This window comes from Candidatus Latescibacterota bacterium (assembly GCA_020633725.1).
Classification (GTDB): Bacteria; Krumholzibacteriota; Krumholzibacteriia; order JACNKJ01; family JACNKJ01; genus VGXI01.
Genome location: JACKDC010000001.1, coordinates 759,928 through 782,908, shown reverse-complemented (window position 1 = coordinate 782,908; position 22,981 = coordinate 759,928). Strand labels below are relative to the sequence as shown.

The window sequence follows — 22,981 nt, the reverse complement described above, 5'->3', positions numbered from 1 at the left end:
TCCGTGGCCCTATGCGTCCCGGAAAGGAGACCTCTGGCATGTCCGACAGTCCGTCCATCGCAGGTCTGGTGGAGAAGAAGACGCTTCAGAAGCGCGTGCTGACGCAGATCGAGAACATCCCGAGTCTTTCGACCGTGGTAGGCGAGTTCCTGGAGCTCTCGGCCAAGGACTACTTCACGGCCCTCGACTTCGAGAAGATCCTGATCAAGGATCAGGCCCTGGTGGCCCGCCTGCTCAAGGTCGCCAACAGCAGCTTCTTCGGCAGCTCCCGCGCGATCCACACGGTGCACGAGGCCGTGGTGCTGATCGGCATGGACAACCTCAAGAACATCGTCTACGCGGTGAGCTCGAGCGGTCTGCTCCGCCACCAGATGAAGGCCTACCGCTATCCCGACGCGGGCTTCTGGCTCCACTCCATGGCCGTGGGCATGACCTGCCGCGCGCTGATGGAGGGCCTCAAGAACGGGCCGCTGGGCAGCGAGGAGGCCTTTGTCGCCGGCCTGTTGCACGACATCGGCAAGCTCATCATCGACGACTACCTCGACCCCGGCGCGGCGAACGAGGAGGGGCGCTTCAGCCTCGAGTCCGAGATGGACGCCGCGGGCTACGACCACACCGAGCTGGGCGAGAAGATCCTCGAGCGCTGGCGCATCCCCGCGAACATCCGCGAGGCGCTTCGGCATCACCACCAGCCGCTCACCGACGAGGGCTTCCACGCGGGCGCCGCGGTGATCAGCCTGGCCGACCGCATCTGCAACACGTGGAGCGTCGGCACCAGGTCCCTCATGGACCTCGGCCGCGAGATCGAGGAGGAGGACTTCGAGGACCTCCTCACCGCGCTCCAGTTCCCGCCCGGCGCCTTCCTGCCGCTGCTCTGGGAGCTGCGACAGAAGCTCGCTCACGTCGAAGACTACTACGTCGACGACGAATGAGCGCTCCCCCTCGCACGGACGAGAGCCTGGCGCTCCAGCAGCTCTACGGCGCGGAGGATCTGGCCGCCTACCAGCAGGTGCTCGGCCGGCTTCTGCACGAGCTGTTCGACGTGGAGCGCTTCGCGATCACGCTGCTCGACCGCCGCCGCAAGGCCTTCCTGGAGATGGAGTCCGGGGAGGGCGTCGGCAAGCGGCTGAGCGGCGGCGACGCGCTGCGCCTGCCTCTCTCGGTGCAGGGCGGCGACCTCGGCGCGTTGCACCTGCCCGCGACGGCCGTCGACGACGACGGCGCCATCGCCCGCTTCGCCCAGCACGTGGGCCTGGCCCTCTACTATCACAAGTTCATCGACCAGCAGAGCCGGCTCATCGACGAGAGCCTCGCGCACGTCCAGGCGCTCAAGGCGATGGGCGAGCTGCTCGGCGAGCTGGACGAGGAACTCGTCCTCACCCAGATCCTCAAGTTCTTCGTGGACCTGGTGGACGCGGAAGTGGGCGCCGCCCTGCTTCGCGACGACAGCCGCGCCGTGGCCGAGGCCCGCTGGGGTCTGCCGGCGGAGCTGCTGGTGGAGCTGGTGGCCGCCGTCGACGAGGGGCGTGTCGAGGGCGAGGGCATCTTCCAGCAGGTGCGCCTGCCGGCCGGACGTTTCGCGTCGTTTTCCATGGCCACCGTGCTGCATCTGCCCATCGCCCTCAAGCCGCCCCATCGCGCGCAGGTGTTCCTGGTCTCCGGAGAGCGCCTGGACGTCGGCGCGCACCGGCAGGAGCTCATCCGCTCCTGTCTCAACATCGGCGGCATCGCGCTGCAGAAGGCGCTGGATCACCGCGAGCAGATCCGCCAGCACCGGCTGAACGAGCAGCTCAAGGTGGCGAAGGAGATCCAGAGCAAGCTGCTGCCGGCGGAGCTGCCGCGACTGGAACAGCTCGACATCGCCGGCGTCAGCCTGCCGGCGCTCGCCGTGGGCGGCGACTACTACGACGTGCTCGCCCTGCCCGGCGGCGACCTGCTGGCCATCGTGGCGGACGTGTCGGGCAAGGGCATCCAGGCGGCCATCCGCATGAGCGGGCTGCAGGCCATGGTGCACAGTCTCGTCTTCCAGGATCTGCGGCCGGGCGAGGTGCTGGGCAGGCTCAACGAACTGCTGGTGACGAGCCGGCTGCGCGGGCACTTCGTGACCGCCTGCGTGCTTCGGCTCGAGCAGGGCGGCCGCCGGGTGCGCATGGCCTCGGCGGGCCACGAGGCCATCCTGCGGGCGCGCGCGGGCGAACCCGGCCATGCGGTCGAGGCGCTGGGGGGCATCCCCCTGGGGCTGCGCAGCGGGCAGGAGTACCCGGAGAGCACGTTTACCCTGGACGACGGCGACCGCCTGCTCATCTACACCGACGGCATGACCGACGCCCGTGATCCGTCGGGCGCGCTCTACGGCGCCGAGCGCCTGAGCGATCGCCTCGCCGCCGGCGCCGACGAATCGGCCGCGGCCCTTCTCGATCGCCTGGTCGACGATCTGGAGCGCTACCGGGGCGAGCAGCCCTGGCCCGACGACCTGACGGCCCTGACCTTTCACTACCAGTCAGAAGGGAAGCAGTAATGGAAATCCGGAGCACCGAGCAGGGCGACGCGGTCGTCCTGAGCGTGAAGGGCGAGATCGAGGTCTACTCGCTGCCCGAGTTCTCACGCATGGCCGAGGGGTATCTGGGGGGACCGCAGACACTGATCCTGGATCTCGACGGCCTGGAGTACATCGACAGCTCGGGCCTCGGCTTCCTGGTCACGCTTCACGAGCGCATGGAGCGCAAGGGGCAGAAGCTGCGCCTGACGAACCTGCGCAACCACGTGGGGCGCGTCTTCAAGATCACGCGGCTGGACCAGATCCTCGACATCCAGCCCGAAGAGGCGCCGGCCAGCTAGGCCAGGCCGACTTCCCTCCTCACCCCGCCCGGTGGGCAGCTTTTGCCCGCCGGGGTGGTCGCGCTTTGCCCCCGGCCGCGTCCCGCGGCGCGACGACCGCGCCAAGTTGCAGCATTGACACCACTTGCCGGCATCGTCGGGAACGACGAGGCGTGGCACGCCCCTTGATGCTGGCCTGCGGACAACGCGCCGTTCGGGAGAAGCGGCGCGCGATCCGGGGGAGAAGCCATGATCAAGGCGCTGGAGAGCAGCGGCAGGGCCATGCAGGTCCAGCTTCGCCGTCACGAGCTCATCGCCAACAACCTCGCCAACGTGACCACGCCGGGCTTCAAGAAGCTCTTCGCGCAGGTCGCGCAGGAGACCGCGCAGCCCGCGGCGCCCGGCGGCGCCGCGACGCGTCGTCTGAGCGTGGGCAGCGCGACGTCCAGCGTCCAGGGCCCGCTGCAGAGCACGGGCAACCCGCTCGACGCCGCCCTCATGGGCGACGGCTACTTCGAGGTGGAGACGCCCGATGGCCCCCGCCTCAGCCGCGACGGCGCCTTCAGCCTGGGGCCGAACGGCGAGCTGCTCCACTCCTCCGGCAATCCCGTGCTCGCCGACGGGAGTCCCGTTCGCATCGAGACCGTGGGCAGCATCCTGCCCGACGGCACCGTCCTCGACGGCGACCGCCCCGTGGGTCGCCTCTCCGTCGTGCGGCCCGTGGCGGGCAGCGCCCTGCTGCGCCGCGGCGACAACCTCCTCGAAGCCCCCGGCGGCACGGAGCCCGTGCCCGAGGGCGAGACGCAGGTGCTCGCCGGCCGGGTGGAGGGCTCCAACGTCGAAGCGGTGGAGGAGATGGTGGACATGATCCGCGCCTTCCGCGCCTACGAGATGGCCCAGAAGGCGGCCCAGGCCGCCGACGACACCCTGCGGGTGGCGGTGGAGCGCGTGGGCGCCGTGCGCGCCTAGAACCGAACCGGGGCGTGAGCGCCCCGACACGCAGTCAGGAGAGCAGCCATGATGCGAGCGATGTCCACTTCCGCCAGCGGCATGCGGGCCCAGCAGCTCTACGTGGACACCATCGCCAACAACCTGGCGAACGTGAACACGACCGGCTTCAAGGCCTCCCGGGCGGAGTTCCAGGACCTGCTCTACCAGATGATCTCGCCCAACCAGCGGCAGGCCGCCGGCGCGAGCATCCAGCCGGTGCAGGTCGGCCACGGCGTGCGCCTGGCCGCCGTGCGGCGCATGTTCACGCAGGGCGCCACGCAGGTGACGGGCAACGCGCTCGACCTCACCATCACCGGCGACGGCTTCTTCCGCGTCGAGCAGCCCGACGGCAGCTACGCCTACACGCGCGACGGCAGCTTCTCCATGGACGGCGAGGGCAGCCTCGTCACCGCGGGCGGACTGCGCGTCGCCCCGGGCTTCACCTTTCCCGAGAGCACCGACGAGGTGGGCATCCGGCGCGACGGGCTCGTCCTCGTGCGCGCGGCCGGCGAGGAGACGTCGAGCGAGCTCGGCAATCTCGAGGTCTACCGCTTCGCCAACCCGGCGGGGCTTCGCGCCCTCGGCAACAACCTCTACGGCGAGACCGAGGCCAGCGGCGTCGCCCAGCTGGGCACGCCCGGACAGAACGGCGTGGGCGCCGTGGAGGCGGGCCTGCTCGAATCGAGCAACGTGAGCGTCGTGGAGGAGATGATCCGTCTCATCGAGGCGCAGCGCGCCTACGAACTCAACTCGAAGGCCATCCAGACCTCCGAGGACATGCTGACCGTCACCAACCAGCTCAAGCGCTAGGCCGACGTGACCCGACGCCTCGCATTCGCCTGCCTTCTCGCCGTCTCGGTCGCCACGCACGCGTGGGGGGCCGAGGGCGGCAGGCTCGTCCTGCGCGCGCGGGTGGACTGCGGCGGGCCGAGCCTCACCCTGGGCGATCTGCTCGCGCAGGGCAGCGCGGGCGCGCTGGACTCGCGGTTCGTGGGGGGAAGTCCCGCGCCCGGGCGCAGCGCGACGTTGAGCAAGCGCCGCCTCGAACGTCAGCTCGCGGACTGGGGCTGGCGCGGCCGCGTCGAAGGTCCCGACAGTCTGCGGCTGGCCACGCCGGGCGTCATCCTCGACACGCGCGCGCTGAGGGCCGCCGTGGGCGCGGAGCTGACGACGCGGCTGGACTCCCTGGGCCTGCGCCTCGACGGCGAGTCGGTGGACGGCTGGCCCGAACCCCTTTGCTGCGCCACCTCGCGCGTGCGCTGGACGCTGACGCTGCCGCCGACGCCGCCGCGCGCGTCGGGCGTCGCGCGGCTGAGCCTGGAGGATGCGGCGGGCTTTGCGAGCGAAGTCGCGCTGCGCTTTCGCTGCGCGCGACCGGTGCAGGTCGGGGTGGCGACGCTGTCCCAGCCCCGCGGCGCCACGCTGAGCGCCTGGACGCTGGAGGAGCGCGACGCCTTCGCCATCGACGGCGAGGCCCTCGACCCCGCGGGGCTCGTGGGCGCGCAGCTGCGCGAGCCGCTTCACCCCGGCGACGTGATCACGCGGCGCAACGTGCGCCCGGCGCCGCTCGTCAAGAGTGGTCGCGAGGTGGAAGTGCGTCTGGTGCGCGGCGCCGTGAGCGTGAGCCTGCGCGGGATCGCCCGCGGCGACGGCGCGCTCGGCGACCTGGTCACCGTGCAGCCCCTCGACGGCGGCGGAGCCCAGCGGCGCTACCGCGTCGCGGGTCCCGGGGTCGTCGTGCCCAGCTACGTACCGCTTTCAGGAGGCAGTTCATGACGATGCGCAGTTCCGTCCGCCAGGCCGGTCTTGCACTCGCGCTGCTCGCCGGCGCCGCCGGCGCGCGCGCCGACGCGCTCTGGGACAGCAACGCGGGCGGGAGCCTCTTCGCCAACGTGAAGGCCCACCAGCCCGGCGACCTGCTGACCGTGCTCATCACCGAGAACAGCAGCGCCAGCAGCGACGCGAAGACCGGCACGGAGAGCAAGCACGACACGGCCGGCGGCCCGGGCGAGGGCGCGCTCAACTTCATCCCGCTCTGGGGCTTCAGCCAGAAGACCACCTACGACGGCAAGGGCAACACCACGCGCAAGGGACAGCTCAGCGCCGTGATGAGCGTGCGGATCGTCGAGGAGCTGCCGGGCGGGATGTTCCGGGTGGAAGGCCATCGCGAGATCAAGCGCAACGGCGAGATCGAGGAGATGAGCCTGACCGGCATCATCCGCAGCCGGGACATCGGGCCGGACAACACGATCAACTCGAGCGCCATCGCCGACGCGGTCATCCACTACGACGGCACCGGCGACGTGGCCAACGGCAACGAGCCCGGCTTTCTGACGCGGCTCATCAACTGGTTCTTCTAGGAGCGGGCATGCAGCGCAAGCGAGCGTGGATCCTGGTACTGACCCTGGCGGCGACCGCCTCGGCGGCCGGCGCGGCCGGCGCGGCGCGCATCAAGGACATCGCCGCCGTCGACGGCAGCCGGGGCGAGCACGTCATCGGCTACGGCATCGTGGTGGGCCTGAACGGCACCGGCGACGGCAGCAAGACCGGCTTCACCACCTACTCGGTCGCCAGCATGATGGAGAAGTTCGGCCACACCCTGGATCCCGAGCAGCTGAAGCTGAAGAACGTGGCGGCCGTCATGGTGACGGCGCTGCTGCCGCCTTTCAGCCGCGAGGGCGGGGCCATGGACGTCACCGTCTCCAGCCTCGGCGACGCGTCGAGTCTCGAAGGCGGCGTGCTCCTGATGACGCCCCTCCTGCGGCAGGCCGACGGCCTGCAGTACGCGGTGGCGCAGGGCCCCATCTCCATCGGCGGCTTCAACGTGGACGCCGGCGCGGGCAACAGCCTTCGCCAGAACCACAGCACGGTGGGGCGCATCCCCGCCGGGGCGCAGATGGTGCGCGACTGGGACGGCCAGCTCGTCCGCGACAACCACGTGGAGCTGAGCCTGCACAACCCCGACTTCACCACCGCCACCAACGTGGCCAGGCGGATCAACGAGGCCATGGGCAGCGAGGCCGCGCAGGCCTACGGGCCGGGCCGCGTCTCCGTGTGGATCCCGGCGGCCTACGAGGCCGACCGCTTCAGCTTCGTCGCCCAGGTGGAGAACCTGAACGTGGATACGGACCTGCCGGCCCGCGTCGTGATCAACGAGCGGACGGGCACGGTGGTGGTGGGCGAGAACGTCTCGATCAAGGACGTGGCCATCGCGCACGGCAACCTGCGCGTCGAGATCTCCACGAACTACGGCGCGAGTCAGCCGGCGCCCTTCGGGCAGGGCGAGACGAAGGTGCTGCCGCAGGTGAACGCGGCCGTCACCGACGGCCAGGGCCAGCTCGCGGTGCTGAACCGCACCAACACGGTCGAGCAGGTGGCCCGCGCCCTCAACGAGCTGGGCGTGAGCCCGCGCGACATGGTGGCGATTTTCCAGGCCCTCAAGGAAGCCGGCGCGCTGCAGGCCGAGCTGGTGATCATGTAGGAGGCGCGCATGGCGACCCCCGGCATCACTCCGAACGCCGCGCGGCTGCTGCCGCTGAAGGCGAGCACGAGCAAGGCGCTGCGGCCGGCGCAGTCCGCCGCGAGCGCGGATCTGAAGCCCGCGGAGCGGCAGTCGGACGCGCCGAGCTTCGTGCAGCTGGACGGCCGGCAGGTGCCCGGCGGACTGCAGTCGCTGCAGCCGGCCGCGGCGGGCAGCCGGCGCGAGGCCCAGGAGGCCGTGAAGGCCTTCGAGGCCGTCTTCCTGCGCACGCTGGCCAGCGCCATGACGGCGAGCGCCAGCCAGGGGGGCGGCACGGGAAAGATGCAGGGTGGCGAATTCTACCAGGGACTCATCGACGAGCAGTTCGGACGGCTGCTGGCCGAGGACGGAGGCATGGGCAAGGGACTGGAGCAGGCGCTGCTGCGGGTCATGCTGCCCACGGAAGGAGTCGACGCCGATGTTGAGCGCTGACGAACTGCGCCGCCTGGAGGCGCTGCTGCGAAACGAACTGGAGGCCTGGGAGACGCTCGAGGCGCGCACCCGGGAACACCACGACGCGCTGCTGGCCGGCGAGGCCGCGGGGGTGGAGCGAACGCTGCGCGCGCAGGTGGGCGCGGTGGCGACGGCGCGCGAGCACAGCGAGGCGCGCGTGGCCGTCACCCGCGCGCTGGGCGAGGCGCTGGGCGAGGGGACGAGCTGCACGCTCGGCCGTCTGCTGGGCGCGCTGCCCGACGGGGACGACGCGCTTCGACGCATCCAGCAGGCCCTGCGCGCGAGCGCGGAGCGGCTGGGCGAGCTGAATGCGGCCAACCGCCGCCTCAGCGAGCACCGTCTCGATCTGCTGCAGGGGGACTTCGCCGCCCTGCAGGCCATGCTGGCCGCCGCCACGGGCGGCACCGACGACGGGCGCCCCGTGGAGGGCAGCCTGCTGTCCTTGCGAGCCTAGGGGGCTGCCATGTCCGGACTCTTCGGTCTGCTCGAGACTTCCAAGCTCACCATCTTCGCCCAGGAGATGAGCCTCGGGATTCTCAACCACAACATCGCCAACGCGAACACGCCCGGCTACCACCGCCAGCGGCTCAGCGTCTCGGCGCGGGGCAACGTGATCGGCTATGGCGGCGGACTGGGCGGGGGCGTCCAGATCGACGGCGTGGAGCGCTTCGCGAACAGCTTCGTGCTCAACCAGCTGGGACGGGTGGGCGCGAACCGCGGCGAGCAGGCGGCCCTGGCCACGGGCTACGGCGCGCTGGAGACGATCCTCGGCGAACCCGTGGACGAGACCATGGGCGAGACGGGGATCAACGACGCCCTCGACGCCTTCCTCAACGCCTGGCAGCCCGTGGTGAACCCGGAGATGACGGGCGAGGACGCCGACACGCGCAACCTCATCCTCGAGGCGGCGAGCACGCTGACCCACCGCCTGCGGGACGTGGCGCAGAGCATCCTCGAGGAGGCCGACAGTCTCCGCGAGCAGGTGGAAGCCGGCGTCGACGAGGTGAACGGCCTGCTGCAGCAGGTGGCCGACCTCAACCTGGCCCTCACGAGCAGTTCGCTCAACGACTCGTCGCGCGCGGACCTCGAGGACAGCCGCGACCAGCGCCTTCAGCGCCTCTCGGCGCTGGTGGGCGCCACCTGGGAGTTCACGGAGCAGGGACAGCTCAAGGTCTACACCGGCGGGCGCGTACTGGTGGATCACGTCACGGTGCACGGGATCGGCAGCGAGCTGGCCGCGGGCGAGCGCGTCGACAGCCTTCGCCTCTTCCCCCTGGCGGACAACCATCCGCTCACGCCGGCCGGCGGCGAGCTCAAGGGGCTGCTGGCGATGCTCGACACCGAGATTCCCACCGTGCTGGAGCGCCTGGACGCCCTGGCCGCGGGACTGATCGACAGCGTCAACGCCATCCACCAGTCGGCGACCGGCGACGGCGGCGGCGGCATCGACTTCTTCACGGGCAGCGACGCCAGCACGATCGCGGTCAACGCCGCGCTGCTGGCCGACCCCGCGCAGGTCTCCCTGTCGGGCACGCTGCCCGACGGGCGCGACATCGCCTCGGCGATCTTCGACCTGCACACCGACGTGGTCGACGCGGCGAACGGTCTGTCGCTCCAGGGCATCTACACGGGCATGGTGGGCAAGCTCGGCGCGCGCAGCGCGTCCAGCCAGCAGCTGCAGGCGGCCGCCGAGCGCCTGGAGACGGGACTCACCGAGAAGCTCGAGTCAGAGGTGGGCGTGAACATCGACGAGGAGCTGGCCCAGATGCTGGTGGTGCAGACCACCTACCAGGCGGCGTCCAAGGTGATCGGCGCCGTCGACGAGATGCTGCAGACCCTGCTGACGATCCTCTAGGAGGCACGATGCGCGTTACCCAGAAGATGTGGCAGTCGAGCCTGCTCGGAAACATCAACCGCGCCTACGACCGCATGGCCGGCATCGATCTGCGCCGGCGCATCACCACCGCCAGCGACGACCCCGCCGGCGCCGAGCACATGCTCCGCCTGCGTGCGCTGCTGGCCACCAACGAGCAGTACCAGGCCAACGTGGCCAGCGCGTCGCGCTGGCTCACCTACTCCGAGTCCGCGGTGGCCGCGGCGGCCCAGGACGTCCGCGCCGCGCACGACATCGCCCTCACGGCCGCGGACTCGAGCAACGATCTCGCGGGCCTGGCGGAGTCGCTGGACAATCTCATCGACGACATGCTGAACCAGGCCAACGCGCAGCAGGGCGGCCGCTACCTCTTCGGCGGCTCCCAGGGGCGGGAGGCGCCCTTCGTGCGCGAGGGCAACGCGATCACCTACCGGGGCGACGACATCGAGCTGGGGACGGCGATCAGCAGCGGGCTGTCGCTCCGCTACAACATTCCCGGCAGCGACGTCTTCGGCGACCGGGCGGCGAGCTTCGCGGGCACGGTGGACTGGGATCCGGTCACCACCTGGGCCACGCCGCTGAACCAGTTCTTCGACGGCGCCGGCCTCGAGCCGGGCCGCGTCCGCCTGACCGACGGCGCGGGCGAGTCGGCCGTCGTGGACCTGCGCGGCGCGACGAACCTGAGCGAGGTCCGCCAGCGCATCCAGACCGCGCTGCCCGCGCTGCGGGTGAGCATCGTGGACGGCGAGCGGCTCGAGATCCGCGACGACCTGAACCCCCAGGGGCAGGTGCGGATCGAGGACGTCCAGGGCGACCGCACCGCCGCCGTGCTGGGCCTGGTGAACGGCGGCAGCGGGGGAGCGCTGCGCAGCCGTGACCTCGACCCCTCGTTCACCGACACGACCCTGCTGAGCCAGCTGCGCGGCGTCACTCTGCCGCTGGGCGAGGTGGCCGTCGTGGTCGACGGCGCGGAGCCCCCGGTGAAGCTCGACCTCTCCGGCGCCCTGACCGTCGGGGATCTCCGCGGGCTGCTGAACTCAGTCTCCGGGGTCAGCGTCACCATCGCCGACGCAGGCAACCGGCTGGAGGTCGGGGGCGTGGGCTCGGCGAGCGTGGCCATCCAGGCCGTGGAGGGCGACGCCACGGCGGAGCTGATGGGCCTGGTGGGCAGCGCCGTGCCGGTGCGGCCCTTCAGCGCCCTGCTCGACCTGCGCGAGGCCCTCGAGAACGGGGACCGCGCCGCCGTGCGGGCCCTGCTGCCGGAGCTCGAAGCCCTGGAGCATCACTTCACGGCCACGCGCGGAACGCTCGGCAACCGTCTCAACCTGGCCGAGGACGCGCAGTCCACCCTCGAAACCCGCAACTTCAACATGACGGCGGCCCTGTCGGAGGTGGGGGACGCGGACATGACCGAGGCGCTGCTGCAGTACCAGAGCGCGGAGTCGGTCTACCAGGCGTCGCTGCTCATGGCCTCGAACATCTTCCAGTTGACCCTTTCGAACTACCTGTAAGCACGGAGAGTACGCAATGCAACTGACCGGAACGCGCTTCGGCGCCATGGAGTATCGAGAGCAGGATCGCATCACCTTGCCCGAGGGCCTGGTCGGGATGCCGAACCTGCGGCAGTTCCTCATCGCCGACTTCGAGGAGAAGGTGCCCTTCCGCTGGCTTCAGTCCGTGGACGACCCGTCCGTGGGCTTCCTGATCGCCGAACCCGCGCTCTTCGAGCCGGAGTTCAGCCTCGGCCTGACGGAAAGTGACCTCCGCGGGCTGGACGTGTCTGATCCCGAGGAACTCGGCGTCTTCGTCCTCTGCACCTTCCGGGGCAGCTGGCAGGAGACCACGGGCAATCTGATGGGGCCGGTGCTGGTTCACGCCGGGTCGCGGCGGGGGCGGCAGGTCATCGTCGAGGACTCCGGCTACAGCACGCACGAACCCCTGCGGGCCCTGCTCTCGGGCGAGGAGCTTGAGGCGGTTCAGCGCAAGGTGTCACAGACCGCCCGCCGACAGGCCGCGGTCGAGAGCATCGGTTGAGCACGAGCGGAAGGAGCCACTGTGCTTGTACTGAGCAGAAAACGGGATCAGAGCATCATCGTCGGCGAGGAGATCAAGATCACGGTGGTGGACGTCCGCGGGGACACGGTGCAGCTGGGCATCGACGCGCCCCGGGCGATCGCCATCTACCGTGAAGAGATCTACGCCGCCATCAGGGCCGCCAACGAAGAGGCGGCGGAGCGCCAGGGCCTGGACGACGACGGCGCCGGGCCGGCCACGCCGCCCCGGCGGGCGTGAGCGTTCCGTTGATGTCGACGGGCGGTGCGGGGCTGCGCGAAAGGCGCGGCCGGGCGCAGAATCAACTCTCCCCTTCGCATGAGCGCGCAACGTGGAAAAAACGCTCAAGTGAGGGTGAGGACGGCCGATGAAGGGTGAGGACGGCCGCAGACGACCGGCCGCCTGAGCGAATGGGACCGTGATCCGTGGCAAGGGAGCGCGACGGATCCAGGACAGCAAGAGCCGCCGCGGGCGGATGCTTAAGGAGAAGCGAAGATGGCATTCCGAATCAACCACAACATCGCGTCCATGAATGCGTACCGCAACCTGTCGCGGAACGACATGGGGTTCTCCCGCTCGCTGGAGCGGCTGAGCAGCGGCCTGCGCATCAACAAGGCGGGCGACGACCCGGCCGGCCTGGTGGTCTCCGAGAACATGCGCGCGCAGATCGCCGGCCTCGGCCAGGCGATCGAGAACAGCGAGCTGGCCACGGCCATGGTGCAGACCGCCGAGGGTTCCCTCACGGAAGTCCATGCGCTGCTCACCAGCATGCGCGAGCTGGCCATCCACGCGGCGAACGAAGGCGCGAACAGCGCCGCCGATCTCGCCGCGGACCAGGCCGAGATCAACAACGCCCTGGCGACGATCAACCGCATCGCCCAGCACACCCAGTTCGGCACCAAGAAGCTCCTCGACGGGTCCAACGGCGTGACCGGCAACGTGACCAGCGGCAGCGTCACCTTCCTCAGCGGCTCGGCCAGCACCGAGAGCGGCACCTACGATGTCGTGGTGACGACCCAGGCCGAGAAGGCCACGCTGGCCACCGGCAACTCGGGCGCCATCGCCGGCATCGCCGCCGACGAGACCCTCACGATCACCAACGACAACACGGGTGTCAGCGTGTCGGTCAACCTGGTGGCGGGCGACGACGCCCAGACGATCGTGGACAAGATCAACGCCTACACGAACTCCACCGCGGTGCAGGCGAGCACCGACGGCACGGACATCACCCTGCTCAGCTCGGTCTGGGGCACCGCGGGCGACTTCACGATCGTGTCAAGCAACGCGGCCACCGACGGCACGCAGAGCGGCTTCTCGGCCGGCGTGGGCGACACGGACGACGGCGTGGACATCGCCGGCAGCTTCAACGTGGGCGCCACGGCCTACCAGGCGGACGGCCTCGGCGCGATCCTCACCGGCCGCGCGGGCAGCATGGTGGATGGCCTCACGGTCTCGACCACGGCCGCTGCGGGCGTTGCCGGCACGGTGCAGGTGAGCAACAACAGCCTCGTCTTCCAGGTGGGCGCCAACGCCGGGCAGCAGGTGACGCTGTCCATCGGCAACATGGCGGCGGCCACGCTGGGCACCGGGCTCGACATCACCGGCGGCGGCAGCAACCAGTTCGGCAGCCTCGCCGAGATCAGCATCCTCGACGCGCACAAGGCGGCCGATTCGCTGGCCGTCATCGACCAGGCCATCGAAGAGGTGAGCACGATCCGCGGCACGCTGGGCGCTTTCCAGAGCAACACGCTCGAGAGCGGCGTCAACAACCTGCGCGTGGCGGAAGAGAACCTGGTGGCGGCCGAGTCGACCATCCGGGACACCGACATGGCCGCGGAGATGGCCACCTTCACGCGGAACCAGATCATGCTCCAGGCCGCGACGGCCATGCTGGCGCACGCGAACAGCGCGCCCCAGGTGGTCCTGCAGCTCCTGCAGGGCTAGCGCCACGCTCCCGGACAGCCCACGCGTCCCCATTCGCGGGCCCCGCCATCCGGCGGGGCCCTTTTGCGTTTCAGGGCTGCGCCCGGTAGGCGAGGGCGGCGGCGACGGGCTGCGCTCACCGCGTCGCGTGCCGGGGTTTCCCATCACATCCAACGGGAATCGCGTTTTTGCAATGCGCGGATAGCAGATTGAGCGCTCGCCTATTTCTCAGCGCTTCTCTGTGGGTGATTCAACCCAGCGCTCTGAGGCCTCAAGCGCCACGCAGTGCAGGCCTCCTCCGCGGACAGCCGCGCAGGGACACTCGGCTCCACGTCGGGCGACCTACCGCCTTTCGCGTCCCCTGGGGGGCTGCGGCCGGAAGCGCAAGGAACGGCTGCGCGGCCTTCGTCACACCGCTGTGCGCTTGGCATCGGGCCTGCGAACGCAGGCTCACGCCCGCCCTCCGAACGGAGGGGGCTTACGCCCGTCAACGAGGGCGGGTCTCGGGACCACGGAGGATCCCCTGCGGGGGATATCAAGGAGGATCGCCAGATGGCATTTCGCATCAATCACAACATCGCGTCCATGAACGCGTACCGGAACCTCTCCCGGAACGACATGGGCCTGTCGAAGTCGCTCGAGCACTTGTCGTCCGGCCTCCGGATCAACAAGGCTGGCGATGACCCGGCCGGCCTGGTCGTCTCCGAGAACATGCGCGCGCAGATCGCGGGCCTCAGCCAGGCCATCGAGAACAGCGAGCTGGCCACTTCCATGGTGCAGACCGCCGAGGGCGCTCTGACCGAGGTGCACGCGCTGCTCACCAGCATGCGCGAGCTGGCCATCCACGCTGCGAACGAAGGCGCCAACAGCGCTGCGGACCTCGCCGCGGACCAGTCGGAAATCGACAACGCCCTGGCCACCATCAACCGTATCGCCAGCCAGACCCAGTTCGGCACCAAGAAGCTGCTGGACGGCTCCAATGGCGTGACGGGCAACGTGACCAGCGGCAGCGTCACCTTCCTGAGCGGCACGTCCGACACCACGGCCGGCACCTACGACGTCACCGTGACGACGCAGGCCGAGAAGGCCACGCTGGCCACCGGCAACTCGGCGGCCATCACGGGTATCACCGCCGACGAGACCCTGACGCTGACCAACGACAGCACGGGCGTCGCGGTGACGGTGAACCTGGTGGCGGGGGACGACGCGCAGACGATCGTGGACAAGATCAACGCCTACACGAGCTCGACGTCGGTCGAGGCCAGCACGGACGGCACCGACATCACCCTGACCAGCACGGCCTGGGGCACGGCGGGCGACTTCACGATCGTGTCGAGCAACGCGGCCACCGACGGTACCCAGAGCGGCTTCGCGGCCGGCGCGGGTGACACGGACGACGGCGTCGACATCGCGGGCACCTTCGACGTGGGCGCCACCTCCTACCAGGCCGATGGCGTGGGGAACATCCTCACGGGTCGCGCTGGCAGCGTGGTGGACGGTCTGCGGGTGTCGACGGCTGCGGCCGCCGGCGCGGCGGGCACGGTCCAGGTGAGCAACAACAGCCTGGTGTTCCAGGTGGGCGCCAACGCCGGTCAGCAGGTCACGCTGGCCATCAGCAACATGGCGGCCTCCGAGCTGGGCACCGGTCTGGACGCGGCCAACGGCGGCAGCAACCAGTTCGCGGGCCTGGCTGACATCAGCATCCTGGACGCGGACAAGGCGGCCGACTCGCTGGCGGTCATCGACCAGGCGATCAGCCAGGTCAGCTCGCTCCGCGGCACGCTGGGCGCTTTCCAGAGCAACACCCTGGAGAGCGGCATGAACAACCTGCGCGTCGCCGAGGAGAACCTGGTGGCGGCCGAGTCCATCATCCGCGACACCGACATGGCGGCGGAGATGGCCACGTTCACCCGCAACCAGATCATGCTCCAGGCGGCCACGGCGATGCTGTCGCATGCGAACAGCGCGCCCCAGGTCGTCCTGCAGCTCATGCAGTAGCGCTGGCTGCTGGCTTTCCTCACGGGCTCCCTCCGAAGGGGGGGAGCCCGCTTTGCAGACACGATTTCCGGCTCAAGCGGGGACCGATGGGGGCCGATAGGGAAAGCACGGGAGCCGGGGAGCACTCCCGGGACACGCACAGGGAGGAGCAGCCATGCCCACGGGCGTGAATTCCATTTCAGGACTGATCAGCGGCATCGACACGGCGACGCTGGTCGACAAGCTCATCGACTTCGAGCGGCGGCCGGCCTACCTGCTGGAGGCCAAGCAGGCCCGCACCAACCTGACGCTGGCGGCCTACGGCGCCATCGAAGCGACCCTCGGCCAGCTCAAGAGCGCGGTGGAGGGGCTGCGCCGGCCCAGCGACTTCCGCAGCATGATGGCCACCAGCTCGCAGGAGGGCCTGATCACGGCCTCCGCGGGCAAGGGCGCGGCGCCGGGCGTCTACACGCTCACCGTGGACAAGCTCGCGCAGAGCCATCAGATCGTCAGCGGCGGCTACGCCGACCCGGCGGACAGCCTGGGCACGGGCACGGTCACCATCAGCGTGGCCGGCGCCGAGGCGCTGACGGTGACGCTCACCGAGGGCAACGACTCGCTGAACGATCTCGCCACGGCCATCAACCAGGCCGCGGCGGGCGTCACCGCCATGGTGGTGAACACGGGCAGCGGCGACACGCCCTACCAGCTCATCCTCTCGGGCAACACGACGGGGGCCGACCAGCTGATCAGCGTGGCCACCGACCTCAGCGGCGGCGCGGGCCTGGACTTCGGCAGCGTGGGCGGCGTGAACATCGTCAGCCAGACGGGCTCGAGCAGCATCGCCAGCGGCGGCGAGTACACCGGCAACAGCGACGGCGCCTACAGCTTCAGCGTGTCCACGGGGGGCGTCGTGGGCAGCGACACCATCGTCATCGACTGGACGAACGACGCGGGCGAGAGCGGCCAGATCATCCTCGACGACAGCTACGCCGGCGAGGCCGTGGAGGTGCACGGCAGCCTCACGCTCACCTTCGGCGCGGGCGATCTGCAGGCCGGCGACGAGTGGAGCGTGAACGCCACGAGCAGCACCATCCAGGCCGCCCAGGACGCCGAGCTGAGCTTCGGCAGCGGCGCGCCGATCACGATCCGCAGCGCCAGCAATACCGTGGACGACCTGATCGACAACGTCACGCTGAACCTGCTCGGCGCCGATCCCGGGCAGCAGGTGACGGTGAAGGTGGAGCAGGACGTGGACGGCCTCGTCCAGCGCCTGCAGGGCGTCGTGGACAAGTACAACAGCACCATCGACTTCTTCCTCCAGCAGTTCTCGTACGATCCGGACACGGAGAACGCCGGCGTGCTGCTGGGCGACCGCACCGCCATGAAGCTCGATTCGAGCATCCGCAGCGATCTCACCCGCGCGGTGGCGGGCCTGAGCAGCCAGTTCAGCCAGATGGCCCAGATCGGCATCGGCACGAGCGCGGGCGGCTCGCTGGACTACGACGGCAAGCTCTCCATCGACGAGGACACGCTGCGCAACGCCATCATCAACGATCTCGACGGCGTGATCGCCCTCCTGGGCAGCACGGGCAGCTCCAGCGACGGCGACGTGGTCTTTCTCAACGCGGGCCAGAGCGTCGAGCCCACGGGCGGGTTGAACGCCTACGACGTGCACGTCACCCAGGCGGCGACGCAGGGGCGTTTCGCGGGGCTCGGCGTCGCGACGCCCACGGTCGGTTCGCCGCTGACCATCACCGCGGCCGACCAGCTGCTGCGCTTCAGCGTCGACGGGATCGAGGGCAGCCTGCTGCGCATCCCGGAGGGCAACTACGAGAGCGGCGAGGCGCTGGCGGAGGCGATCCAGGCGGCCATCAACAACGACGACGCCATGGCGGACGCCGGCAAGAGCGTCAGCGCCAGCTGGGTGGACGACGGCGGCGGCCAGGGCCATCTCGAGCTCGTCAGCCGCAGCTGGGGCGGCAACAGCAAGGTGGAGCTGGAGACGACCGACGGCGCGCTCGCCACGACGCTCGGCCTCGTCGGCGGCTCGCCCATGGTGGGGCACGACGTGGCGGGCTACTTCCTCGTCGACGGCGAGGTCGAAGAGGCCTCCGGCTCCGGCCGCATCCTCACGGGCAACCAGGAGAACGGCGCCACGCGCGGCCTGAGCGTGCAGGTGAACCTGACCGAGGACACCCTCGCCGCCCAGGGCGAGAGCCAGGGCGCGGTGCAGGTCTGGAGCGGCGTCACCGACCGCCTCTACCGCTCCCTCGACGGGGCGCTGGACTCGGTGAGCGGCGTGCTGACGAGCAAGCAGGAGAGCCTGCGCGGCGAGATCGACGACATCGAGCAGCAGGTCAAGGCGATCGACGACCGCCTGGCCAAGCGCAAGGAGCGCTACCTGCGCGAGTTCCAGCGCATGGAGAGCCTGCTGTCCGAGATGACCAACACCAGCAGCAACCTCGCGTCGATGCTCGCCAGCGTCGGCACGATCTCGACGAGCCTCGGCTCGAGCAGCAACGGTTGAGGTAGGGATGAACCCCAGGCTGTCCGACACCCAGAGCCGCGCGCAGCGCGCCTACCAGGAGAGCAGGATCCGCGGCGCCGATCCCCAGGAGCTGCTGGCCATCCTCTACGAGGGGCTGCTCCAGTCCGTGCGGGACGGCCAGCACGCCCTGCGCGAGCAGCGCTGGGAGGACGCGCAGCTGGCCCTGAGCAAGGCGCGGCGGATCGTCACCTACCTCAGCAACTCGCTGCGCGAAGAGGGCGGGGAGATCACGAAGCAGCTGCGGCCTCTGTACGCTTTTTGCTTCGAGAACATCGGCCGCGCGAGCCTGGAGCAGGCGCCCGGCCTGCTGGACGGCGTGATCAAGGTGGTGGGGGAACTGAGCGGCGCCTGGGCGGCCATCGCCCGGGACGGTCAGCCCTCCCCGGCGCACGCGCCGGACACGCACTCCCCCTGACCCGGAGTCGAGGCATGGGCAGTCAGACGGCACAGGACACGTTGAGCGCGCTCAGGGCGCTGGCCGAACAGCTGCTGGACGCCTCGCGCGGCGGCGATCTCGACGGCCTCGAACGCGTGGAAGCCCAGCGTCGCGCGCTGATCGCCGCCCTCGATCCCGGCGACCTCGCCGCCCTCGCGACCGCCGACCCCGACGGCCTGGCCGCCCACGTGGCCGCGCTCGAGCGCGTCGACCGGCTGGTCCGCAGCCGCCTGCAGGGCCGGCTGGCCCAGCTCACCCGCGCCATGGAGCAGGATGGCGCGCGCCATCGCGCCGAGCGCCGCTACCGCCAGACTCCCTAGACTTCCCCGGAAGGCCTCGCGGCGCGGACCTTGCAAGACTCCCCGATCGGACCCCGCCCACGGAGGTAGACGGTGGAGATCGGCAAGTCTTCGACCATCCAGCCCCAGGATCTGACCAAGCTCTACGCACAGCGTTCCGAGACGGACGGCGCGCAGGGCGCCGGCACGTCGGCCGTCGCGACCGAGAGTGCGTCCGCCCGCGGCAACGCCGTGAGCGCCGCCGCGCCCGTCCTGGTGGAGATCAGCGCCGAGGCGCGCGAGCGCGCGGAGCAGCAGGAGTCCCTGCAGCTCGCGCGGGACCTCTACGACCGGCTGCCCGCCGTGCGCAGCGAGGTGGTGGCCGCCGTCAAGGCGCGCCTCGCCGCCGGCTACTACGACAGCGACGAGGTCAAGAACGCACTCGCCGACCGGCTGACCGGCCTGATTCGACGTCTGGACCTGGCCGTCCGCTAGCCTTCCCGGTTCCGCTCGCCCCCTGGCAAAAATTCTTGCGGGTTTTGCGATTCGCTGCTACGCAAGTGACGAAGGGGGAGAGAATTGAAGCAGGCCACCGCCGCGCGTTCGCTTCGCGTGCTCGCCGAGAGATCCACGAGCCGTGAGGACTTCGGACTGCCCGCCCGTCTCGACGGCTGGCGGGTGGAGTTCCACGTGCTCAGCGCCGCGGATCCCGGCGACGGCCAACCCGATCTCCTGCTCCTCGCCCTGCCGCCCTCCGCGGCGGGCCTGCGCGACTGGCTCGCGCGCTTCCGCTTCCTCCAGCCCCACTGCCAGGTCCTGCTCGCCGAGTACGACGAGGACGCGCGCTGGTATCGCGACGCGGTGCAGCTGGCCGTGGACGGCCTGCTCACCCTGCCCCTCGACGCCGGCGGCTGGCGGCGCACCCTGGCGCAGAGCGCCGAGGCCCTCGCCGCGGCCGAAGCCCAGCGCGGGCTGCTCGGCGATCTGCAGCGCAGCTCCCAGTCCCTGGAGGAGAGTCGGCGCCAGCTCGCCGGCATGCTGCTCCAGTCCTACGAGCACCTGGGGCGCGTCCATCGCCAGCTCGAGCAGCGCCTCGAGCAGCTGGGCATCCTCTACCGGCTCGGCCGCGATCTGAGCCGGCAGCGCAACTGGGATCCCGCCCTCGACGAGTTCCTGAAGGCCTGCGTCGAAGGCCTTGGGTTCAAGGGCGTTGCGCTGCTGCTGTGGAGCTTCGACGCCAGCCGCCTCGCCACGCGCGCCCACCGCTCGCTGGAGGCGCCCGCACTGGAGCGCGTCCTCGCCCTGCTGGGGGCGCTGCCGGGCGACGACCGCTGCGCGGGCACGGTGCTCGGTCTCGCGGGGGGCGACCTCCTGCGCGACGACGCCCTGCGCGCCGCGCTCGAGCGCATCGAGCTGCTGGTCCTGCCCCTGGCGCTGGGGGACGAGCCCGAGGGCTTCCTCGTCCTGCGCCGCGACTACAGCGAGGCGGCGGACCTGGACGCCGACTTCCACTTCCTGCGCGCCGTGCAGACCCTGCTCAGCGAGGCCCTCGCGGGCGCCAAGGCCGTGCAGCGTCTGGCCCGGCTCAGCGAGTTCAATCGCAGCGTGCTCGACAGCGTGCACGCCGCCGTCCTCACGGTGGACGGGGCCGGCCGCGTCAGCTTCCGCAACCCGCGAGCGGCGACGCTCTTCGGCCCCCGCCTGCAGCCCGGCACGGCCTTCGCGTTCGACGCGGGCTTCCATCTGCTCGACGACGCCACGGCCACCCTGGAGGGCGCGGACTGGATCCAGCGCGAGTGCCGTCTGCAGGACGAGACGGGCGCGGAGCGCCGCCTCCTGCTCTCGGTGACCCGCCTGCCGGCGCGACACGACAGCGAGACGCGCCACGTCATGGTGGGCGAGGACCTCACCGAGTACAAGCGGCTCGAGAGCGAGCTGCGCCAGGCGGAGCGGCTGAGCAGCCTCGGACAGCTCTCGGCGGGCATGGCCCACGAGATTCGCAACCCGCTGGCCGGCATCGCGATGACAGCGCAGGTGCTGGCCGGGCGACTGGCCGACCGCCCCGAGACCGCGCCCCATCTGGAGCGCATCCAGGCGGAGACCCAGCGCCTCGAGCGCATCGTGCGCAGCCTGCTGGAGTTCAGCCGGCCGGCGCGGCCAAGGCTCGCCGCGCTCGACCTGGCCGAGAGCGCGCGGCGCATCCTGGGCGACCTGGCCGAGAGCGCGCGGGCCGCCCAGGTCCACCTGGAGGCCGCGCCCGAGGGCCCGGCGCGCTGCCTGGCGCTGGCCGACGCGGACCAGATCCACCAGGTGCTGCTCAACCTGCTGCAGAACGCGCTGCAGGCCTGCGCGCCCGGCGACCGGGTGGGGCTGCGCCTGGAGCGCGCGGCCGCGGCCGGCGGCGGCGCGGGGCGCGTTCGCCTGGTGGTCTGGGACAGCGGTCCCGGCGTGCCGGAGGCGCACCGGGCCAAGCTCTTCGACCCCTTCTTCACGACCAAGCCGGAGGGGACGGGCCTCGGCCTGTCCGTCTGCCGGCAGATTCTGGATGAACACGGCGGCGCGCTGCGCCACCAGCCCCGACCCGGTGGCGGCGCGGAGTTCGTGCTCGAACTCGCGCCGGCGCCCGCCACTTCCAGCGCCGAGGAGAGAGCACGGTGAACCACAGCATCCTGATCGTCGACGACGAACAGACGCTCCGCTGGTCCCTGGGCGAAGCGCTCAAGGACAGCTACCGCGTCATCGAGGCCGAGGACGGCCCCGGCGGCCTGCAGCGGATCGCGGAGGAGGAGCCGGATCTGGTCCTGCTCGACGGCCGCCTGCCCGGTCTCAGCGGCATCGAGGTGCTCGAGCAGGCGCGCGCGGCGGGCTACGACGGCCAGGTGATCATGATGACCGCCTACGGCGAGGCCGAGAACGCGCTGCGCGCGGGGCAGCTCGGCGCCTTCGACTACGTGACCAAGCCCTTCACGCTCGAGAAGCTGAAGCAGCGCGTGGAGAACGCGCTGGAGGCGGGGCGCCTGCGCCGGGCCAACGCCCACTGGGAGGAGACGCAGAAGCGCGGCGACCCCTTCACCGGGTTCATCGGGCGCAGCCCGCGCATGGAGGAGCTCTTCGAGAAGATCCGGAAGATCGGGGCCAGCCAGGCGTCCACGGTGCTGATCCAGGGCGAGAGCGGTGCGGGCAAGGAACTGGTGGCGCGGGCGATCCACCGGGCCACGGCGGGCGCCAGCGGGCCGGTTGTGGAGATCAACTGCGCGGCCATCCCCGAGACGCTGCTCGAGAGCGAGCTCTTCGGCCACGAGAAGGGCGCCTTCACCGACGCCAAGAGCCGCAAGAAGGGCCTCATCGAGGCCGCGGCCGGGGGCACGCTCTTCCTCGACGAGATCGGCGAGATGGGCCTTCAGCTCCAGGCGCGCCTCCTGCGCGTGCTCGAGAACCGCACCTTCCGCCGCGTGGGGGGTATCGAGGATCTGCAGGTCAAGGCGCGCATCGTGGCCGCCACCAACAAGGACCTCATGGAGGAGGCCTCGGCCGGACGCTTCCGCAGCGACCTCTACTTCCGCCTCGGCGTGATCGTCCTCGAGGTGCCGCCGCTGCGCGAGCGCACGGAGGACATCGGCCCGCTGGCGAACTTCTTCATCGCCCGCTTCAACCGCGAGCTGGGCAAGAGCGTGGCGCCGGTGGACGAGCACGTGCTCGCGCTGCTGGAGGGCTACGGCTGGCCGGGCAACATCCGCGAGCTGAAGAACCTCATCGAGCGCGTGCTGCTGCTCGAGGGCGACGGCGCGCTGAAGCCGGCGCATCTGCCGGCGGCGATCCGTCAGGGGCAGCAGGGCGGCGAGGCGGCGGGCGTGCGTCGCGCGGAGAGCGGGCCGTTCCGCCCCGAACCGATCAGCGCGGTGGAGCTGCGGCACATCGAGCGGACGCTCGAGCACACGGGCGGCAACAAGAGCCGCGCGGCCCAGCTGCTGGGCATCAGTCGTCAGACCTTGCGCGAGAAGCTCAAGCAGAAGGACGTGCCGTCCGCCGCCGCGAAGTCGGCCGGCGCCTCTGGCTGAAAACCCACCAGCCTCGCGGCCAGCTTTCGAACCCTCCCGCCCCCGGCACGGCC

The 22,981-nt window shown here is 70.7% G+C and carries 22 protein-coding genes; all 22 read left to right on the top strand.

Translation table 11 applies throughout. From position 1 onward, the window contains the following. The first annotated feature begins 38 nt into the window (after positions 1-38). The 22 genes from H6693_03480 to H6693_03375 all read left to right on the top strand — a co-directional run bounded on the left by H6693_03480 (position 39) and on the right by H6693_03375 (position 22,928). A complete protein-coding gene (locus H6693_03480; protein ID MCB9515232.1) occupies positions 39-932 on the top strand; it encodes an HDOD domain-containing protein in 894 nt (297 codons plus the stop codon). Continuing rightward, the gene (locus tag H6693_03475; protein ID MCB9515231.1) at positions 929-2,518 is read left to right on the top strand and encodes a serine/threonine-protein phosphatase; all 1,590 of its coding nucleotides are present in this window, start codon (positions 929-931) and stop codon (positions 2,516-2,518) included. The genes H6693_03480 and H6693_03475 overlap by 4 nt, the downstream gene beginning before the upstream one ends. Next, positions 2,518-2,838, top strand: coding sequence for an STAS domain-containing protein (locus H6693_03470; GenBank protein ID MCB9515230.1), 321 nt, complete (start codon positions 2,518-2,520; stop codon positions 2,836-2,838). The genes H6693_03475 and H6693_03470 overlap by 1 nt, the downstream gene beginning before the upstream one ends. A gap of 228 nt (positions 2,839-3,066) precedes the next feature. Next, positions 3,067-3,786, top strand: a complete 720-nt coding sequence (locus tag H6693_03465; GenBank protein ID MCB9515229.1) for a flagellar hook basal-body protein — start codon at positions 3,067-3,069, stop codon at positions 3,784-3,786. Positions 3,787-3,834: 48 nt separating this feature from the next. Further along, on the top strand, positions 3,835-4,617 hold the full coding sequence (flgG, locus tag H6693_03460; GenBank protein ID MCB9515228.1) for a flagellar basal-body rod protein FlgG: 783 nt from the start codon (positions 3,835-3,837) through the stop codon (positions 4,615-4,617). 6 nt (positions 4,618-4,623) lie between these two features. Further along, positions 4,624-5,583 carry a flagellar basal body P-ring formation protein FlgA gene (gene flgA, locus H6693_03455; GenBank protein ID MCB9515227.1) on the top strand — a complete coding sequence of 320 codons (960 nt, stop codon included), beginning with the start codon at positions 4,624-4,626 and terminating at the stop codon, positions 5,581-5,583. Next, complete coding sequence (locus H6693_03450; GenBank protein MCB9515226.1) at positions 5,580-6,167, top strand: flagellar basal body L-ring protein FlgH; 588 nt, start codon at positions 5,580-5,582, stop codon at positions 6,165-6,167. The genes flgA and H6693_03450 overlap by 4 nt, the downstream gene beginning before the upstream one ends. An 8-nt stretch (positions 6,168-6,175) precedes the next feature. Beyond that, on the top strand, positions 6,176-7,288 hold the full coding sequence (locus H6693_03445) for a flagellar basal body P-ring protein FlgI (GenBank protein MCB9515225.1): 1,113 nt from the start codon (positions 6,176-6,178) through the stop codon (positions 7,286-7,288). Positions 7,289-7,297: 9 nt separating this feature from the next. Next, complete coding sequence (locus tag H6693_03440; GenBank protein ID MCB9515224.1) at positions 7,298-7,759, top strand: hypothetical protein; 462 nt, start codon at positions 7,298-7,300, stop codon at positions 7,757-7,759. After that, positions 7,749-8,234 (top strand): flagellar export chaperone FlgN, encoded by a 486-nt coding sequence (flgN, locus tag H6693_03435; protein ID MCB9515223.1) that lies wholly within the window; start codon positions 7,749-7,751, stop codon positions 8,232-8,234. Before H6693_03440 ends, flgN begins: the two co-directional genes overlap by 11 nt. 9 nt (positions 8,235-8,243) lie before the next feature. After that, complete coding sequence (flgK, locus tag H6693_03430) at positions 8,244-9,635, top strand: flagellar hook-associated protein FlgK (protein ID MCB9515222.1); 1,392 nt, start codon at positions 8,244-8,246, stop codon at positions 9,633-9,635. 8 nt (positions 9,636-9,643) lie between these two features. Further along, on the top strand, positions 9,644-11,164 hold the full coding sequence (locus H6693_03425) for a hypothetical protein (protein MCB9515221.1): 1,521 nt from the start codon (positions 9,644-9,646) through the stop codon (positions 11,162-11,164). A gap of 16 nt (positions 11,165-11,180) precedes the next feature. Further along, a complete protein-coding gene (locus H6693_03420; GenBank protein ID MCB9515220.1) occupies positions 11,181-11,687 on the top strand; it encodes a flagellar assembly protein FliW in 507 nt (168 codons plus the stop codon). 21 nt (positions 11,688-11,708) lie between these two features. After that, positions 11,709-11,945, top strand: coding sequence for a carbon storage regulator CsrA (gene csrA, locus H6693_03415; protein ID MCB9515219.1), 237 nt, complete (start codon positions 11,709-11,711; stop codon positions 11,943-11,945). Between the two features lie 255 nt (positions 11,946-12,200). Then, positions 12,201-13,649 carry a flagellin gene (locus H6693_03410; protein MCB9515218.1) on the top strand — a complete coding sequence of 483 codons (1,449 nt, stop codon included), beginning with the start codon at positions 12,201-12,203 and terminating at the stop codon, positions 13,647-13,649. Positions 13,650-14,180: 531 nt separating this feature from the next. Further along, a complete protein-coding gene (locus H6693_03405) occupies positions 14,181-15,626 on the top strand; it encodes a flagellin (GenBank protein MCB9515217.1) in 1,446 nt (481 codons plus the stop codon). A gap of 154 nt (positions 15,627-15,780) precedes the next feature. After that, complete coding sequence (gene fliD / locus H6693_03400) at positions 15,781-18,135, top strand: flagellar filament capping protein FliD (protein ID MCB9515216.1); 2,355 nt, start codon at positions 15,781-15,783, stop codon at positions 18,133-18,135. Positions 18,136-18,142: 7 nt separating this feature from the next. Beyond that, positions 18,143-18,571, top strand: a complete 429-nt coding sequence (gene fliS, locus H6693_03395) for a flagellar export chaperone FliS (GenBank protein MCB9515215.1) — start codon at positions 18,143-18,145, stop codon at positions 18,569-18,571. Positions 18,572-18,585: 14 nt separating this feature from the next. Continuing rightward, a complete protein-coding gene (gene fliT, locus H6693_03390; GenBank protein MCB9515214.1) occupies positions 18,586-18,912 on the top strand; it encodes a flagellar protein FliT in 327 nt (108 codons plus the stop codon). A 72-nt stretch (positions 18,913-18,984) separates the two neighbouring features. Next, a complete protein-coding gene (locus H6693_03385) occupies positions 18,985-19,365 on the top strand; it encodes a flagellar biosynthesis anti-sigma factor FlgM (protein MCB9515213.1) in 381 nt (126 codons plus the stop codon). 84 nt (positions 19,366-19,449) lie between these two features. Then, positions 19,450-21,528, top strand: coding sequence for a hypothetical protein (locus tag H6693_03380; GenBank protein ID MCB9515212.1), 2,079 nt, complete (start codon positions 19,450-19,452; stop codon positions 21,526-21,528). Further along, positions 21,525-22,928: a sigma-54-dependent Fis family transcriptional regulator gene (locus H6693_03375; protein ID MCB9515211.1), complete on the top strand. Its 1,404-nt coding sequence runs from the start codon at positions 21,525-21,527 to the stop codon at positions 22,926-22,928. Before H6693_03380 ends, H6693_03375 begins: the two co-directional genes overlap by 4 nt. The last annotated feature ends 53 nt before the right edge of the window (positions 22,929-22,981 follow it).